Source organism: Caldovatus sediminis, assembly GCF_014644455.1.
Lineage (GTDB): Bacteria > Pseudomonadota > Alphaproteobacteria > Acetobacterales > Acetobacteraceae > Caldovatus > Caldovatus sediminis.
This window is the reverse complement of sequence record NZ_BMKS01000001.1, coordinates 545749-562833: the sequence shown is the minus strand read 5'-3', so window position 1 is coordinate 562833 and position 17085 is coordinate 545749. Positions and strand designations below refer to the sequence as shown.

The following is a 17085-nucleotide window of genomic DNA, read 5'->3' as shown; positions in this document are numbered from 1 at the left end:
CTGCGGGGCGCCTGGCGCCGCGGCGGGCGGCGGTCGTAGTCGGAGCAAGTCCCGTGCCACCGGCGTGCCGGATCAGCGCCGCGGGAAGTCCCGGTAGTCGCCGCTCTCGCGGTTGAGCACGATGGTGCCGTCGTTGCGCATGTAGCCATAGGGGCTCAGCTCGTTGCGGCCGACGGAGATCACCGTGTCGGGCACGCCGGAGTACTCGCCCCCGGCCATCAGCCCCTCGCCGCCGCAGCCGGCGAGGCCGAGCAGAGGCGCGGCGAGGGCCAGCGCCGCGGGTGTGCCGCGGCGGCGATGGCGGCGTCGGCCCGCAGGCGATGGCGGCGGCGCGGCGGCGGTCTCGATCGGCATGCGTGTGGTTCCCCTTCGGCGCGCCGGGCCGGGGTCGCCTCGCACCCGCCCGGGCCGGCCGCGGCACTGGCCGCCGCCGTCCGGGCCGCGAAGGCGGTGCCCCGCCGGCCGCTCCGTCCGCCAGGATAGGCGCTTCCGCCGCGCCCGCACACCGTCGCCGGGCCCGCCCCTCGGCGGCCAAGGGCCTATTCCACCCGGATGTTCGCCTCGCGGATGATCTTGCCCCACATCTCGGTGTCGCGCGCGAGGGTCTGGCGCAGCAGCTCGGCGTCGCCGGGCCAGGCCTCGATCCCCTGCTCGGCCATGCGCGCGCGCACCGACTCGTCGGTGGTCGCCACCCGCAGGGCGGCGCCGAGCCTGGACACCACGCCCGCCGGCAGCCCCGCCGGGCCGAACAGGCCCTGCCAGAACACCGTCTCGAAGCCCGGAAGCGCCTCGGCCACCGGCGGCAGGTCCGGCAGCACCCCGATGCGGGAGGCCGAGGTGACGGCGATGGCGCGCGTCCTGCCGTCGCGCACCGAGCCGATGGCCTCCTGCACCGCCGCGAACATCGCATGGATGCGCCCGGCCTGGATGTCGAGCAGGGCCGGCGCGCCGCCGCGATAGGGCACGTGCACCACGTCGATCCCGGCGCGGCTGCGGAACAGCTCGAGCGTCATGTGGTTGATCGCGCCGATTCCCGAGCTGCCCCAGCTCAGCTTGCCGGGATTGGCCTTGGCATGGGCGATCAGCTCGGCCGTGGTGCGCGCCGGCACGCTCGGGTGGACGTGCAGGATGAAGGGCGAGCGGGTGGCGGTGCCGATCGGCGTGAAGGCGCTCTGCGGATCGCGCGGCTGCACGTTTGGCTGCAGGGCCGGGAGCACCGCGAGCGAGGTGGTGCCCATCAGCAGCGTGTAGCCGTCCGGCCGCAGGCCGGCGACGTAGGCGTTCGCCACGGCGGTGCCGGCGCCGGGCCGGCTGTCCACGACGATGGACTGGCCGAGTTCGGGCTCCATGCGCGCGGCGAGGAGGCGGGTGCCGAAATCCGTCGCGCCGCCTGGCGGATAGGGATTGACGATGGTGATGGGGCGGTTGGGGAAGGTCGCCTCCTGCGCAGCGGCCCCCCGGAGCACGGCGGGCGCGGCGAGCGCCCCCGGCGCGGCGGCCGCGACGTGCAGGATGCGGCGGCGTGTCGACATGGTCGCTGGTCCTCCCTGGCGGCTTTGGTGGTTGCGCCGAGACTGGGCGAAACGCGACCGGCCGATCAAGCTTTCTCGGCCCCCTTGCCGCACCGCGGCCGCTGGCGATGCGCCCCGCGGCGAGCGCCGGAAACGCCGGCGGGGGCGCCCCCCGACGCCCCCGCCTGCCTCCGGACCGAGCGTGCTTGTTCCCCTCCGTCCGGGACGGGCCCCCGACCCGTCCCGTGCGGCACCGTTCCGTCAAGCGGCCGGCAGGAACCAGTCGGTCGAGAGTTCGTGCCCCAGGACACCGGCGCGAGGCGGTGTCCGGTCGTCCCTGGTTGCGGCGGCTGCGCCATGGCCCGCCCGCGCGACCGCGCCGCCGGGGCCGCTCGGCGCCATGCCGATCCCGTCGCCGTTGCGCTCGTCATCCCGCCGGCGGCGTGCGGCCGCGATCCTCATCGAAATCTCCTCGGCGCGAGCCGCGCGCGGCGCGGCGCGACAGGATGTCGGCGGCGCGCCCGGCGGAAGTCGCGTCAGCGGCAAGGTGAATGATCAATTCCGGACCGTTAATTTTTCGCCTAACGGAAGATAGGGATTACGGTCAAGCATGTTCTCGCGGCGAAATGTGGCGCGAACGCCGGGTGTGGCGCCGCCTCCTCACCACGCGGGCAGGCGCCTTGCCCGGAAGGCCCAGCGTCGCGGCGCGCCCTCCCGCTCAGCGGTCGGGCAGCCAGATTTCCACGGTCTGTGGCGGCGGCAGGGGGTTGAAGGCGCGGAAGTCCTGGATCGCCCAGCCCCGGCCGAGACGGGCCGCGATCCGCGCCGCGGCGGCGGCGTCGGCGGAATGGAAGTAGCGCACCACCCGCACCGAGGGCACGGCCGGAACCTCGCGCGTGCCGGCCGTCTCGAGCCCGGCTTCGCGCAGCGCCGCCGCCACCTGCGCGGCGGCGCGCGCGGCCGAGGCGGATCCGGCGCGGTGATGGAGCACGATCCGCAGCCCTTCCGCTTCCGCGGCCCGGGGCGGCGCCGGCGGTCTGCCCTCCTCGGCCGGCGCCGGCGGCACCGCGGCGGCGCCGGGCGCGACCGCTGCCGCCAGCCCGCCCGCTGCGCCGTGGCGCAACGCCTCGAGGCTGGCGAGCAGTGCCTCCCGCTCCTGCCGGAGGACCGCGAGCCGCGCGCGCTCGGCCGCCACCGCGGCGCGCAGCCGCGCCAGCTCGGCGATCAGGTCCGCCGGCCCGGCCGCCGACGGATCGGCGTCGGACAGCGCCGGGGCCTCGCGCGCGGGGGGCGGCGCGACGGTCGCGGCGACCGTTCCGCCCGCGGCCCGCGGCGCTTCCCGCTCCTCGACGGCGTCCTGGTCCGCTGCCGCCAGGTGATGCCGCTCGGGCGGGTCGGAGAGCAGGACCAGGCCGGCCAGGGCAAGGACGGGGAGCAGGAGCGCCGCCCCGAACGCCGCGCCGAAGCGCGCCCATCGCCGCCGGCCGGTCCCGGCTCCGCTCCCAGGTCGCGCGTGGCGGAGGCCGGGCGACGGGGCCGCGCGCCACGCCGGCCCCTGTGCATGGCGGCGGGCCGGAGTGCCGCGGCCGTCGGCCGCCATCTCCGCTCCCGCCGGACGGTCCAAGGCCGTTGCGGCCGAGTCGCGCATCGGCGGAGCCATCGCGGGCTGCTCTCCCTCCCCTGTCCGGACCTCGCCGTCGCGCCGCCTCGGCTCTCCCGGCCGGCATGGGACCGCGGGCCTTCGGCGGGGAACGGGGCCGTCCGCTCCGCGCATGCAACGCTGGAGGCGGCCGCGGGTGGCCGCCGCTTGCCGTTCGGGCACGGATCGTTGCCGCCGGTCCCCAGGGGCGGGTGGCGGCGCCGGCACGCCGGCAACCACGTCGTGCCCCGTGCGCGGGCGGCTGGCGCGGCTCAGGCCGTGGCGTCGGCGCGCGCGGCGACCGGCGACCGGGCGGCGATGAGCGCCGCGGCCTCCTCCGGGGCGCCGAAGGCCGCCGCCGCGGCGGCGACCAGCGCGACCCGGTCGTAGGGCTTGTCGAGCAGCGGGAAGGGGCAGGCCGGATGACCCCCCCCGTTGGGCTGCGCGCCGCCGGCATAGCCCGAGGCGAGCAGCACGGCGAGGTCGGGACGCATCCGCCGTGCCGCCTCGGCCAGCTCCACGCCGGAGATGCCGCCCGGCATCACCACGTCGGTGAACAGCAGATCGACCCGCTCGCCGGCCTCGATCAGCGCGAGGGCGGCGCGGCCGTCGGGCGCCTCGGTCACGCGCCAACCCGCCTCGCGCAGCGTCTCGGAGGCCATGTCGCGTACTGCCCGGTCGTCCTCGACGACCAGGACGCTCCGCCCGTTGGCCGCGGCGGCGCCGGTGTCGGCGCCGCCGTCCCGCGCCTCGGCGGCGCCGCCCGCCGGCGCCGGCGCCGCGGTCCGGGCCGGCTCCGCCGCGGCGACCGGGCTCGTCTCGGGCAGGCGCATGAGGACGGTGGTGCCCTGGCCGGGGGCGCTCTCGATCGACACCTCGCCCCCGAGCTGCCGGACCACGCCGTAGACCTGGCTCAGACCGAGGCCGGTGCCCTTGCCGACCGGCTTGGTGGTGAAGAAGGGCTCGAAGGCGCGAGCGCGCGCCTCGGGCGACATGCCGGAGCCGGTGTCGCTGACCGCGATCCCCACCCGTCCCTTGCCCGGCGGAACCGTCGGGTCGGTGCGGAAGGTGCGGAGCGTGACCACGCCCCCTTCCGGCGGCAGCGCGTCGCGCGCGTTGATGGTCAGGTTGAGCAGCGCCGCCTCGAGCTGCGCCGCGTCGGCCATGCAGGGCGGCAGGCCGGGGCTGAGCTCCAGGCGCAGCTCCGCCGCCTCGCCGAGGGCGCGGCGCAGCAGCGGCAGCATGCTGCCGATGAGGGCGTTGGCGTCGAGCGGCTCGGCGCGCAGCGTCTGGCGGCGGGAGAAGGCGAGCAGGCTCGCGGTCAGCCGGCTGCCGCGCTCGACGGCGTCGCGGGCGGTGCCGATCAGGCGCCGCGTGCGGGCGTCGAGCGGCGCCGCCGCGGCGCCGCCCGCGCCGCGCTCCAGATGGCGTTCGAGGAGCTGCAGGCTGCCGAGGATGGCGGTGAGCAGGTTGTTGAAGTCGTGCGCCACGCCGCCCGTGAGGCGGCCTACCGCCTCCAGCCGCTGGGCGGCGCGCAGCTCCTCCTCGGCCGCCTCGCGCCGCGCGATCTCGGCGCGCAGCTCGGCATGCGAGCGGGCGAGCTCGGCGAGCGCGCTCTGCTCCGCGCGCCAGCGCCGCGCCGCGACCAGCGCCGCGCCGCCGAGCACCAGGGTGGCGAGCAGCGCGAGCGTGCCGTTCACCGCGAGGTGGCCGAGCCACTCGGCGCGGACGGCGTCGAGCGAGAGCGCGTAGAAGACGTAGAGCGGCTGCTCGCCCACCCGCCGGAAGCCGACCAGCCGGCGGACGCCGTCGAGCGCGGGATCGACCTCGATCACGCCGCGCCGCGCGCCGCCGGCGATCGCCTGCATGAAGGCGCCGTCCTGCGGCAGGCGGATCGCGAGCGAGGGCGGCGGCGGCAGGCGCGCGAGCAGCGTGCCGTCCGCGCGCACCAGGCCGAAATGCGCATCCGCCCCGGCCGCGAGCGTGGCCCAGTAGCCCTGGAAGTAGTCGGGCAGGACCGAGCCGAGGATGATGCCGTCGAACGTCCCGTCCGGCGCGATGCGCGCGCGGCTCATGGTGAAGCTCACCTGGCCGGTGGTGCGGCCGACGATCGGGTCGCCGAACGCCAGCCCCCGCTCGCCGTTCCGGTGGAGCGCGAAATATCCGCGCCCGCTCAGGTCCACCTGCGGCGCGGGATGGACGACGCTGATCGCGGCCAGCCGCCCGTCCGGACGGATCAGGTGCAGGACGCTGATCTGCTCGATCCGCGCCTCGAGGTCGCGCAGGGCCTCGTGCACCTCCCGCTCGCGGGCGGCGATCTCGTCCCAGGAGAGGCCGCGGACGCTGTCCTCGATGCGGTCGAGGACCAGGGCGTTGGTCTCGATGACCTTGAGGGCGTGCTCCTGCGCGATGGCGGCGGTGCGGTCCACGGACTCCGCCGCCTCCTGGTGCAGGCGCTGGTGGTCGCGCCACGCCACGCCGGCGAAGGCCAGGGCCGGGACCAGGAAGGCCGCCAGCAGCAGCGAGCGCAGCGGGAAGGCGTGCCGCGGCGCCGAGGGCTGGACGTCACGCACCGATGGGATCCCCGTGCGCGGATGCAGCATGAAGGATCGCATGCGGGAGGTTCGGGGCGCAATCGGCGCGCCGCCGCCGCCCGGTCCGGAAGGGTTCGAAGCCGGATCGCACGCGCCTCGCCCGCATCACGCCAGCGTGTACTCGACCTCGGCGAGGTAGACCGCCTGCTCCTTCCCCAACCGAGAGGAGAACAGGCAGAACCGGTCCACCACCACTGGTGCCGCGCGGAACAGGTTGTTGCCCTGCACGAAGGCCGCGAGCTTCTCCGCGGCCGTCACCTTCTCGCAGCGCGCCAGGGTCACGTGGGGGGCGAAGCGGCGCCGCTCCGGCTCCAGGCCCACCCGCTGCAGGGCCGTCTCCACCGTGCCCTGGAGGTGGATCAGGCTCTCGGTCCGCTCCACCCCGACCCAGAGGGTCTGCACCCGGCCGGCCTTCTCGAAGGTCCCGACGCCGCGCAGGCGGAGCTCCACCGGCCGGGCGCGGATGGCGGAGAGCGCGTCGTCCACCTCCTGGGCACGCCAGGATTCGACCTCGCCGATGAAGCGGAGCGTCAGGTGGTAGTTCTCCGGCGACACCCAGCGCGCGCCGGGGATGCCGCCGGCGAGGCCGGCGAGCTGGGCGCGGAGCGCGTCGGGCAGGGCGAGCCCCACGAAAAGGCGCATGGATGGGGTGCTCCTCGATGTCTCCCCGGTCGGCGGTCGCGCCGGCGCCGGCGAGGGAGGACCGCCGTGGGCGGCGGCGGCGCCGCTTCCGTGGTGCCCCCGTGGCGGCCCCCGGTCAACCTCGGGCCGGGTCGCCGCGGCGCTTGGCCTCATTCCGCGCGCTGATCGACCCGGCCGAGCAGCGCCTCGACCGCGGGCAGCATCCGGCGGACGATCTCCTCCACGCCGCGCGCGTTGGGGTGGATGCCGTCCGGCTGGTTGAGCGAGGGATCCGCGGCCACCCCCTCGAGCAGGAACGGGTAGAACACCGTCCCGGGGCGCTCGCGCACGAGGCGCGCATAGGCCTCGTCGAACTCCCGCCCGTAGTCCGGTCCCAGGTTGGGCGGCGCCCGCATCCCGGCGAGCAGGACCGGGATGCCGCGACGGCCGAGCCCGTCGAGGATCGCCGCGAGGTTCGCGTACACCTCGCTCGCCGGCAGCCCGCGCAGCGCGTCGTTCGCGCCGAGGGCGACGACCGCCGCCGCCGGCGCGCCCTCCGGCAGGTCGGCGAGCGCCCAGTCGAGCCGCGCCCGCCCGCCCGCCGTGGTGTCGCCCGAGACGCCCGCGTTGATCACCCGCACCGGCCGGCCGCGGGCGCGCAGCGCCGCCTCCAGCCGCGCCGGCAGGGCGTGCGACGGCGGCAGCCCGTAGCCGGCGGTGAGCGAATCGCCCAGCATCAGCAGCCGGACCTCCCCGCCCTCCTCGCTCGCGCCCGCCGCCCCTGCCCGGAATCCCGCCCGTGCCGCCAGCAACAGTCCGAAACCGGCGCCGAGGTGGCGCAGCGCGCCGCGGCGCCCATATCCCGGCACGATCCCCACAGCGACCGACCCGATGGACGCCTCCCTTCCGGACAGCCTCTCCGCTGCCCCGCCACGATCCCTGTCCGCCGCCGGCGGGCGCGCTCCGGGCGCGGCCGCGCCGCTGATCGAGGCGGCGGGGCTCGCCTTCTCCGTCGCCGCCGCCGCCGGCCCGGTCGAGATCCTGCGCGGGGTGGACCTCGCCGTGGCGGCGGGCGAGGCGGTGGGGCTGGTCGGGCCGTCGGGCTCGGGCAAGACCTCTCTCCTGATGCTGCTGGCGGGGCTGGAGCGGCCCACGGGCGGGGTGCTGCGGGTCGCGGGCCGCGACCTGGCGGCGATGGACGAGGACGCGCTGGCGCGCTTCCGCCGCGAGCATATCGGCATCGTCTTCCAGGCCTTCCACCTGATCCCGACCATGACGGCGCTGGAGAACGTCGCCGTGCCGCTGGAATTCGCCGGGCGCGGGGACGCCTTCGACCGCGCCGAGGCGGCGCTGCGCTCGGTCGGGCTGGGCCATCGGCTCGGGCACTATCCGGGGCAGCTCTCGGGCGGCGAGCAGCAGCGGGTGGCGCTGGCGCGCGCCGTGGTCGCGGCGCCGCGCCTGCTGCTGGCGGACGAGCCGACCGGCAACCTCGACCGCGCCACCGGGGCGCAGGTGATGGAGCTGCTGTTCGCGCTGCGCGCGCGGCTCGGCACGACGCTGCTGCTGGTCACCCACGATCCGGCGCTCGCCGCGCGCTGCGGGCGGCAGGTGCGGATGGAGGACGGGCGGATCGTCGGCGACGACGGCGGCGCCGGCATGGCGGTGCCGGCCGCATGAGGGGCGGTCTCGCCACCCTCTGCCTCGCCCTCCGCCTCGCCCGGCGGGAGCTGCGCGGCGGCGTGCGGGGCCTGCGCATCGTCCTCGCCTGCCTCGCCCTCGGCGTCGCCGCCATCGCCGCGGTCGGCACGCTGCGCGCCGCGACCGAGGCGGGGCTCGCCGCCGATGGCGCGCGCATCCTCGGCGGCGATGTCGAGATCGCCGTCAGCCACCGCCCGATCCCCGAGGCGGCGCGCGACTGGCTCCGCGCCCGCGGCGCCGCGGTCTCGGAGGTGGTGGAGATGCGCGCCATGGCGATCGCCCCGGCCTCCGGCGAGCGGGCGCTGATCGCGCTGAAGGCGGTGGACGCCGCCTATCCGCTCTATGGCGAGCTCCGCCTCGACCCGCCGGGCCCGCCGCCGGGCCCCGGCGAGGTGGCGGTGGAGGCGGCGGTGGCCGAGCGCCTCGGCCTCGCGCCCGGCGACCCGGTGCGGATCGGCGCGGCCACCCTGGCCCTGCGCGGCGTGATCGTCCAGGAGCCCGACCGGGTGGCGGGGCCCGCCCTGTTCGGCCCGCGGGCGCTGGTTTCCCTCGAAGGGACCCTGCCGGCGACCGGGCTGGTCCAGCCGGGGAGCCAGCTCCGCTACGCGTACCGGCTGCGCCTGCCGCCGGGCGCCGACCGCGCGGCCTTCGTGCGGGCGCTGCGCGACGCCTTCCCCGACGGCGGCTGGCGCGTGCGCACCGCGGACGCGGCCGCGCCGGGGGTGAACCGCTTCGTGGACCGCGCCGCCTCCTTCCTCACCCTCGCCGGGCTGACGGCGCTGCTGGTCGGCGGGATCGGCGTCGCCACGGGGGTGCGCGCCTGGCTCGACCAGCGGGCGCGGACCATCGCGACGCTGCGCTGCCTCGGCGCGCCGGCGGGGGTGATCTTCGCGACCTACCTCGCGCAGGTGCTGGCGCTGGCGGGGCTCGGCATCGCGACCGGGCTGGCGGCGGGGGTCGGTCTGGCGGCGGCGGCGGCGGAGCTGCTCGCCGGGACGCTGCCGGTGCCGCCGCGGCTCGGCCTCTATCCGGCGCCGCTCGCCCTGGCGGCGCTGTGCGGGCTGCTGGCCGCGCTCGCCTTCGCGCTCTGGCCGCTCGGCCGGGCGCGGGGGATCCCCGGCGCGGCGCTGTTCCGCGATGCGGTCGCGCCCGCACGGCGCTGGCCCGGGGCCGGCATCGCCGTCGCCGTGGCGCTCTCCGCCCTGGCGCTCGCGGCGCTGGTGGTGGCGACGAGCGAGAACCGGCGCTTCGCCCTCTGGTTCTGCCTCGCCGCGGCGGCGACGCTGCTGCTGTTCCGGCTCGGCGCCTGGGCGCTGATGGCGGCGGCGCGGCGCGCGCGCCACTCGCGCCGCCCGGCGCTGCGGCTCGGCCTCGCCAACCTGCACCGGCCCGGCGCGCCGACGCCGCTGCTGCTGGTCTCGCTCGGCGTCGGCCTGACGACGCTCGCCGCGATCGCGCTGATCGAGGGCAACCTGCGCCGGCAGATCGCCGAGCAATTGCCCGGCACCGCGCCGAACTTCTTCTTCATCGACATCCAGGCCGACCAGGCGGCGCGCTTCGACGCGCTGGTCGCCGCCCAGCCCGGCGTGGTGGAGGTGAAGCGCGTGCCGAACCTCCGCGCCCGCATCGTCGCGGTGAACGGCACCCCGGCCGAGCAGGTCCGGGCGAGCGAGGACAGCGCCTGGGCGCTGCGCGGCGACCGCGGGCTGACCTACGCGGCCCGGCCGCCGGAGGGCACGCGGCTCGTCGCCGGGGCGTGGTGGCCGGAGGACTACCGCGGCCCGCCGCTCGTCTCCCTCGACGCCAACCTGGCGCGGGGCTGGGGCGTGGGGGTGGGGGACACGGTCACGGTCAACGTCCTCGGCCGCGACATCCCGCTGCGCATCGCGAGCCTGCGCGACGTCGAGTACCGGACGCTCGGCATCAATTACGCCCTGGTCGCCTCGCCCGGGCTGCTGGAGGCGGCGCCGCACACCCACATCGCCACCGTCCGCGGCGCCGCGGCGGCCGAGGGCGCGGTGCTGCGCGCCGTCACCGACGCCTTCCCCAACGTCTCCGGCGTCCGCGTGCGCGACGCGCTGGAGGCGGTGGCGGAGCTGCTCGGCCGGATCGGCACGGCGCTGACCGCGACCGGATCGGTCACGCTGCTGGCCGGCGCGCTGGTCCTCGCCGGGGCGGTGGCGGCGGGGCAGCGCCGGCGGGTGCGCGACGCGGTGGTGCTGAAGACGCTCGGCGCGACGCGGGCGCAGATCCGCGCCGCCTTCCTGGTGGAGTTCGGGCTGCTCGGCCTGGCCGCGGGGGGGCTGGCGGCGGTCGCCGGCACGATCGCCGCCTGGGCGGTGGTGACCTTCCTGATGCGCGCCGACTGGGTGTTCCTGCCCGGCACCCTGGCGATGACGGTCGCGGCCTGCGTCCTGCTGACGCTTGCCTTCGGCTATGCCGGGACCGCGCTCGCGCTGCGCGCGAAGGCGGCGCCCTGGCTGCGCAATCCGTGACGGGGCGGCCGGGGGCCGCGCGGGCGGCACCCGGATCGCAACCGGGAGAGCGGGCGGGAGACCCCGCGGAAGCCGATGGCAAGGCGCGGGGCGCGTCCCTAGATTGCAGGGGTGACGGCGCACCCAGGAGCGCCGCGCCCATCGGGTGCGGGGAGGGGGACGCCGAACGGCGGGCGGCGGCCGGCCGTTCGGAATCCGGTTGATCCGGGTTAAATTTCCTCCATATACCTCCGCCGCGGGGATCATCCCTGGGAGGAGTTTCACGACCAATGGCCCTTCGTCCCGACTATCGATTCCAGACGGGTGCGCCGGCAGGCTGGGGTCGCGTGGCGACCGCCGACGCGGCCGCCGTCGATGCCGGGCTCCGGGCGTACATGCTCCGGGTCTACAACTGGATGGCCTCGGGGCTGACACTGACCGGCATCGTGGCGCTGCTGATCGCCACCAGCCCCGGGCTGCAGGCGATGTTCTGGCAGGTCAGCACGAGCGGCGGCTACCGCGTCGTCACGCCGACGCTGCTCGGCTGGGCGGCGATGCTCTCGCCGCTGGCCTTCGTGCTGGTGCTGAGCTTCGGCATCAACAAGCTGTCGAAGACCTCGGCGCAGGCGGTGTTCTGGCTGTTCGCCGCCGCGATGGGCGCGAGCCTCAGCAACATCTTCCTGCGCTACACCGGCGAGTCGATCGCCAGCACCTTCTTCATCACCGCGGGCATGTTCGCCGCGATCAGCCTGTACGGGTACACGACCCGGACCGACCTGACGCGGATGGGCAGCTTCATGATGATGGGGCTGATCGGCATCATCCTCGCGATGCTGGTCAACTTCTTCCTGCAGTCCACGGCGCTGCACTTCGCCATCACCGTGATCGGCGTGATCGTGTTCGTGGGCCTGACCGCCTATGACACCCAGCGGATCAAGGCCGACTACATCGAGCACGCCTACGCCGAGGGCACCGAGCTCGCGGGCAAGCGCAGCGTGATGGACGCGCTGGCGCTCTACCTGAACTTCATCAACCTGTTCATGCTGCTGCTGCAGTTCCTGGGCGTGCGGCAGAACAGCGACTGACGCCCGGCCGCCGGTGGCGCCGCGCGGCGCCAGGAGGGCCGCAGGGGGGCTCCGGGACCGGTTCCCGGGGCCCTTCCTGTTTCTCGGGCCGGCGATGCCGCGCCGCGCCCTCGCCCGGCTTGCGCCGGCCCGCCGTCCGGCCCAGGGTGAGCGGCACCAGCACTCCGGGATCACGGGCAGCACCCGAATCCTCCGATGACGGCGCCGAGTCACGGCCAGCCCCGGCACGCTCCTTCACGCGCCGCGCCGGACGGCGACGCGGGCGCGCGTTCCGCCCATCCTCCCGCGACCGCCGGGGACCAGCCGCGACACGACCACCACCATCACCACCACGCCCCGCCCTCGGAGCGCGGCTTCGCGCTCGGGGTGGCGCTGAACCTCGGCTACGTGGCGGTCGAGGCCGCGGCGGGGTTCTGGGCCGGCTCGCTCGCGCTGATCGCCGATGCCGGGCACAACCTTTCCGACGTGCTCGGGCTGCTGCTGGCCTGGGGCGCGGCGCGGCTGGCGCGGCGCGCCCCGACGCGGCGGCGGAGCTACGGCTGGCGCCGGGCTTCCATCCTCGCGGCGCTGGCGAACGCGATGCTGCTGCTGGTCGCGGTGGGGGCGATCGGGTTCGAGGCGATCGGCCGGCTGCGCGATCCGGCCCCGGTTGCCACCGGCGTGGTGCTCTGGGTCGCGGCGGTGGGCGTGGCGGTCAACACCGGCACCGCGCTGCTCTTCCTGCGCGGGCGCGAGCACGACCTGAACCGCCAGGGCGCCTTCCTGCACATGTTGGCCGACGCGGCGGTGACGCTCGGCGTCATCATCGCGGCGCTGCTGATCGCGGCGACGGGCTGGCACTGGCTCGATCCGGCGGTCGCGCTGGCGATCGGGGCGGTGATCCTGGTCGGGACCTGGTCGCTGCTGCGGGACTCGGCCAACCTCGCGATGGACGCGGCGCCGCGCCACATCAACCCGGCGGAGGTGGAGGCCTGGCTCGCCGCGCTGCCGGGCGTCGCCTCGGTGCACGACCTGCACATCTGGGCGATGAGCACGACCGAGACGGCGCTGACCGCCCACCTGGTGCGCCCGCGCGCCGAGGCGCCGGACGACGCCTTCCTCGCGGAGGCGGCGCGCGGGCTGCGGGCGCGCTTCGGCATCGGCCACGTCACGCTGCAGGTGGAGCGCGGCGACGCGGCGCATCCCTGCGTGCTGGCGCCGGCGGAGGTGGTGTAGCGCCCCCGTTTCCCCCTCGGTCCGGGCCGGCGGCGACCGTCCGGGGGTTCGGCGCGCGATGGCGTCCCTCAGCCCGCCTTCAGGTAGCTCTGCAGCTTTTCCGCCGCGGCGGCCTTGTCCGTCCGGTCGATCGCGGCGAGCTCGGCGGCGAGCCGGTCGAGCGCCTGCTCGTAGATCTGGCGCTCGCTGAAGGACTGGTCCGGCTGGCCGGCGTTGCGGTGCAGGTCGCGCACCACCTCGGCGATGGCGATCGGGTCGCCGGAGTTGATCTTCGCCTCGTATTCCTGCGCGCGGCGCGACCACATGGTGCGCTTGACGCGGGCGCGGCCGCGCAGCGTCTCCAGCGCCTCGTTCATCGCCGCCGGCGAGGCGAGCTTGCGCAGGCCGGCGGAAGCGGCCTTCTCGACCGGGACCTTCAGGGTCATCCGGTTCTCGTCGAAGGTGACGACGATCATGCGCAGCGTCATGCCGGCGGCCTCGACGGTCTCGATGCCCTGGACCGTGCCGACGCCATGGGTCGGATAGACGACATGGTCGCCGGCCTTGAAGACCTCTTCCCGGGCGGGCGGCCTCGGAGGCTGCGGCCTCGGCTGCGGCGGCCGGGACGGCGGCGCGGAGCTGGCGGCGCCGGCTGCCGCGGGAACGGCCGCCGGCGGAGGAGGGGGCGGGGGCGGCGCCATGGCCTGGTGCTGCACCGCGGCGCCCGGGGCCGGCGACGGGCTGCCGGCCTGGGCCTCGGCGAGGAGGCCCATGGGCGCCGGAGCGCCGGCCGGCACGCGCGCCGCTGCCGCTCCGCCGGCGGCACCCCCCGCGCGCGGCGTGGCCGCTGCCGGCGGGGCGGGCATGGCGTTGGCGGAGGTCGGCGTCGCCGGCTTGCGATCCTCCGCGACGGGCGGCCTCGCCGGAACGGCCTTAGGCGGCGGCGCGCCCGGCCGCGCCGCCGCCTGGGGCCTGGCGGCGCCGGCCACCGGCTTCGTCGGGGCCTTCGGCTGGATCCTCGCGGGCGGCTTGGCGGAGGCCTTGGTCGCCATGGGCTTGCGCGGGGATGGCGTGGTCGGCTTCGCCGGCGCCTTGCGCGCCTGGCGGGCGGCCGCCCCGCCGGTGGGCGGGGCGGCGCGCCTCGTCGAGCTGGTCTTCGTCGTCTTGGGCACTGGCTTCGGTGACTTCGTGGTCCTGATCGTCCGCAGCGTCGTCGCCCCGGCACGGCGCTTGGCGGTTGCCGAACCGGGCGCGCCACGAGGCTTCTTCGCGGCGGTGGCGGCGGGCTTCGGCTTCCTTGGCGCGTTCCTCGGCGCGGCGGCCGCGACGGCAGCGGTCCGTTTCCCCGTCGTGTTCACGGCGGGGCGCCGGGAGACGGGGCCGACGACGGCGGGGCGCTTCTCCCGCTCTGGCGTGGTCGCCTTGCCTGCGGCCCTGATTGCCGAGCTTCCGCCTGCTGGCCGCTTCCTGTTCTTGTTCTTGTCGTTCGCCGGGGCGGATGCCTTCATGAACGGGTCATCTCCTCACCGCTGCGCGTGGGACGCCGGTCCCGCGTCCGCGCGACCGACCGGGACAAGGCGCGGCGCATCGAGGGCGTCCCCTTCGGGGATCCCGCCTGGCGGTCGCTCCGGCGCGCCGCCCCACATTGCGATGAAATGTGGGATCGAAGCGCGCGCATTTCAGCGCCGACCCGGCGCTTGCCTCGGCCGTCCCGCCCTGGGGTCCTCGCCTCCCTCGTCACCGCTCCATCCAGGGCATCCCCCTCGGTCCCGCTCACCTTCCCCTTCTGGGAAGGCCCGTCATGTCTTTGAAACTGTAACAGAAAATGAGGTGCCCGTCATCCCCCACCCCTGGGCCGCCGAAGGGCGCCTCCCGCGTGACGCGATGAGCCCCGGTCCTCACGCGATCGCTCGGCGAGGGCCGACCCATGCCATGGCATGGGTCGGCGCGCGGGACCGGGGCGCGGCCGCCTGGCCTGCTCAGCCGACGCCCGGGTTGGGGCTGAACAGGGCCCGCTTGCCGGGCTTGTCCTTCCACTCGTCGGCGTCCGGCGGCGGCTCGCCCTTGCGCGTGATGTTCGGCCACTGCATCGCGTAGGTGCGGTTGAGCTCCACCCACTCGGCGGCCTTGTCGTCGCTGTCCGGCACGATCGCCTCGGCGGGGCATTCCGGCTCGCACACGCCGCAGTCGATGCACTCGTCGGGATGGATGACCAGCATGTTCTCGCCGACGTAGAAGCAGTCGACGGGACACACCTCGACGCAGTCCATGTACTTGCACTTGATGCAGTTCTCGGTGACGACGTAGGTCACGTGCCGGAGTCTCCTGGGATCGCCGGTTCCCCGATGTGCGCAGGGCGCGGCGGCCCGGCAGCGCATCCCCGCCTCGGCCGATTCGGCGGCATGGCGCGGGCGGGCGCGCGAGACATGGACCGCGCGCCCGCTGCTGGCAAGGCGCCGCCGGCGCAGGGCCGGGATGCGCGCGGGGAGGCGCGGCGCCGGGGCGTCAGGCGAGGATCTCGGCCAGGGCGCGGATGGTATGCAGCGCCCGCTCCTGCGGCAGGCCGGGCCACTGCACGCGCAGGATCAGGTGGTCCACGCCGAGCGCCTCGCGGTAGCGGGCGATCTCCTCCTTCACCGAGACCCTGTCGCCGATCAGGAAGCGGTCGCGCGCGAACCGCTCGAAGGGCATGCCGAAGGCCGCCTCGTCGTTCGCCTGGCGGCCGACGCCCCAGGAGGCGTAGGCGCTGTACTTGTAGTGCAGTGCGCTGCGGCACTCCTCGAAGGCCGTGGCGTGCGAGGTGCCGATGTAGCACTCGCGCGTCAGCGGGTACTCGCGCGGGGTGCGGCCGGCGGCGGCCAGTTCCTCGCGGTAGATCCTCATCTGCGCCGCCGCGGTCGGCAGGGAGACGGTGTTGACCATCAGCCAGGCGTCGCCGAGGCGGGCGGCGCGGCGCACCGCGGGCTCGGCCATGGCGGCGACGTAGATCGGCGGGCCGCCGGGCTGCACCGGCCGGGCGCTGAGGCTCGCCTCCTCCACCGTGTAGAAGCGGCCGCGGTGGGTCACCCGCTCCTCGGCGAAGAGGCGGCGGATCAGGCCGATGCTCTCGACGAGGCGCGGCGCGCGCTCCCTGATCGGCACGCCGAAGGCGGTGAACTCGGTCTCGCGGTAGCCGAGCCCGACGCCGAGGACGTAGCGGCCGCCGGAGAGCAGGTCGAGGGTCGCCGCCTCCTCCGCCACCATCACCGGGTTGAGCAGGGGGAGGATGCGGATGTTGGGGCCGACGACCATCCCCTCCGCCTCGCGCAGCATCCAGGCGAGCACCGGCATGGGCTGCGGCATCTGCACCGGGCCGATCAGGTAGTGGTCCGGCACCCAGAGCGAGGCGTAGCCGGACCGCCGGGCGGTGCGCACCTGCTCGGTCAGCTCGGGCAGGCGGGCGGCGAGGTCGTCGCCGGCGGGGAACTGGGTGTTGAGGAACAGGCCGAGCTTCATCCTGGGGCTCCCTCCGCGGCGCGCCGGGGCGGCCGGCGCCGCCCGATCATCGGCCCGCGCGGAGCGGGCGGCCAGGGGGGAGGCGGGCCGCGGGCGCTCACTCCGCCCGCAGCGCCGCGCCCGCGGCCAGCGGGGCGAGCGGCGCGGCGAGCGAGAGGCCGGCACCGAGCAGCAGCAGGAAGGGCGCGGGCGAGAGCGCCGCGGCCGCGGCCTCGATCGCCGCGGCGCCGAAGATCACCGCGGGGATGGCGAGCGGCAGCACCAGCAGCGGCAGCAGCACCCCGCCGCGCCGCGCGCCCAGCGTCAGCGCCGCGCCGGCGGTGCCGAGCAGCGACAGGATCGCCGTCGCCAGGCCGAGCGCGGCCAGCGCCGCGCCCCAGGCGGCGACGGGCAGGTTGAGCAGCGCGGCGGCGACGGGCGTTGCGACGATCAGCGGCAGGCCGGTGGTCAGCCAGTGCCCGAGCGCCTTCGCCGCCGCGATGCCGGCCGGCGGCAGGCCGCTCAGCAGGAGCTGGTCGAGCGAGCCGTCCTCCGCGTCCGCGCCGAACAGCCGGTCGAGCGGCAGCAGCGCGGCGAGCAGCGCGGCGGCGAGCAGCGCGCCCGGGGCGAGGCGGGCGAGCGCCTCCGGCGCCGGGCCGACGCCGAAGGGGAAGAGGGCGCAGACGAGGACGAAGAACAGCACCGCGGCGAGGGTGTCGGCCGGATGGCGCAGCGCCAGGCGCAGCTCGCGCGCGAGCACGGCGCGGAAGGCGGAGGCCGTCACGCGGGCCGCCC

General features: G+C 76.3%; 15 protein-coding genes. 4 read left to right on the top strand and 11 right to left on the bottom strand.

Annotation, left to right across the window (positions count from 1 at the left end; translation table 11 throughout):
• Positions 1 to 72: 72 nt before the first annotated feature.
• The 7 genes from IEX99_RS02600 to IEX99_RS22290 all read right to left on the bottom strand — a co-directional run bounded on the left by IEX99_RS02600 (position 73) and on the right by IEX99_RS22290 (position 7234).
• Positions 73 to 354 carry a hypothetical protein gene (locus IEX99_RS02600; protein ID WP_188898107.1) on the bottom strand — a complete coding sequence of 94 codons (282 nt, stop codon included), beginning with the start codon at positions 352 to 354 and terminating at the stop codon, positions 73 to 75.
• A gap of 185 nt (positions 355 to 539) precedes the next feature.
• The gene (locus IEX99_RS02595; RefSeq protein WP_188898105.1) at positions 540 to 1532 is read right to left on the bottom strand and encodes a Bug family tripartite tricarboxylate transporter substrate binding protein; all 993 of its coding nucleotides are present in this window, start codon (positions 1530 to 1532) and stop codon (positions 540 to 542) included.
• A 240-nt stretch (positions 1533 to 1772) separates the two neighbouring features.
• Positions 1773 to 1973, bottom strand: a complete 201-nt coding sequence (locus tag IEX99_RS02590; protein ID WP_188898103.1) for a hypothetical protein — start codon at positions 1971 to 1973, stop codon at positions 1773 to 1775.
• A gap of 256 nt (positions 1974 to 2229) precedes the next feature.
• Entirely contained in the window at positions 2230 to 3111 is an 882-nt protein-coding gene (locus tag IEX99_RS02585; RefSeq protein ID WP_188898101.1) for a hypothetical protein, read from the bottom strand.
• A 311-nt stretch (positions 3112 to 3422) separates the two neighbouring features.
• Positions 3423 to 5723 (bottom strand): hybrid sensor histidine kinase/response regulator, encoded by a 2301-nt coding sequence (locus IEX99_RS02580; RefSeq protein WP_188898099.1) that lies wholly within the window; start codon positions 5721 to 5723, stop codon positions 3423 to 3425.
• 126 nt (positions 5724 to 5849) lie between these two features.
• Positions 5850 to 6386, bottom strand: coding sequence for an RNA 2',3'-cyclic phosphodiesterase (gene thpR, locus IEX99_RS02575; RefSeq protein ID WP_188898097.1), 537 nt, complete (start codon positions 6384 to 6386; stop codon positions 5850 to 5852).
• A 149-nt stretch (positions 6387 to 6535) separates the two neighbouring features.
• Complete coding sequence (locus IEX99_RS22290; protein WP_373285141.1) at positions 6536 to 7234, bottom strand: arylesterase; 699 nt, start codon at positions 7232 to 7234, stop codon at positions 6536 to 6538.
• Between the two features lie 22 nt (positions 7235 to 7256).
• On the opposite strand from IEX99_RS22290, the gene IEX99_RS22285 reads away from it, so the two are divergent.
• The 4 genes from IEX99_RS22285 (at position 7257) to IEX99_RS02550 (ending at position 12837) form a co-directional block, all read left to right on the top strand.
• Positions 7257 to 8042 carry an ABC transporter ATP-binding protein gene (locus IEX99_RS22285; RefSeq protein ID WP_229677754.1) on the top strand — a complete coding sequence of 262 codons (786 nt, stop codon included), beginning with the start codon at positions 7257 to 7259 and terminating at the stop codon, positions 8040 to 8042.
• Positions 8039 to 10558, top strand: a complete 2520-nt coding sequence (locus IEX99_RS02560) for an ABC transporter permease (protein ID WP_188898091.1) — start codon at positions 8039 to 8041, stop codon at positions 10556 to 10558. Before IEX99_RS22285 ends, IEX99_RS02560 begins: the two co-directional genes overlap by 4 nt.
• A 269-nt stretch (positions 10559 to 10827) precedes the next feature.
• Positions 10828 to 11622, top strand: a complete 795-nt coding sequence (locus tag IEX99_RS02555) for a Bax inhibitor-1/YccA family protein (protein WP_188898089.1) — start codon at positions 10828 to 10830, stop codon at positions 11620 to 11622.
• Between the two features lie 195 nt (positions 11623 to 11817).
• Positions 11818 to 12837 carry a cation diffusion facilitator family transporter gene (locus IEX99_RS02550; protein ID WP_188898087.1) on the top strand — a complete coding sequence of 340 codons (1020 nt, stop codon included), beginning with the start codon at positions 11818 to 11820 and terminating at the stop codon, positions 12835 to 12837.
• Positions 12838 to 12905: 68 nt separating this feature from the next.
• On the opposite strand, the gene IEX99_RS02545 is transcribed toward IEX99_RS02550, so the two are convergent.
• From IEX99_RS02545 to ccmB, 4 genes are all read right to left on the bottom strand, one after another.
• Entirely contained in the window at positions 12906 to 13517 is a 612-nt protein-coding gene (locus IEX99_RS02545; RefSeq protein WP_188898289.1) for a CarD family transcriptional regulator, read from the bottom strand.
• A 1278-nt stretch (positions 13518 to 14795) separates the two neighbouring features.
• On the bottom strand, positions 14796 to 15128 hold the full coding sequence (gene fdxA, locus IEX99_RS02540; protein WP_188898085.1) for a ferredoxin FdxA: 333 nt from the start codon (positions 15126 to 15128) through the stop codon (positions 14796 to 14798).
• A gap of 193 nt (positions 15129 to 15321) precedes the next feature.
• Positions 15322 to 16311, bottom strand: a complete 990-nt coding sequence (locus IEX99_RS02535; protein ID WP_188898083.1) for an LLM class flavin-dependent oxidoreductase — start codon at positions 16309 to 16311, stop codon at positions 15322 to 15324.
• A gap of 97 nt (positions 16312 to 16408) precedes the next feature.
• Positions 16409 to 17074, bottom strand: coding sequence for a heme exporter protein CcmB (gene ccmB / locus IEX99_RS02530; RefSeq protein ID WP_188898081.1), 666 nt, complete (start codon positions 17072 to 17074; stop codon positions 16409 to 16411).
• Between the last annotated feature and the right edge of the window lie 11 nt (positions 17075 to 17085).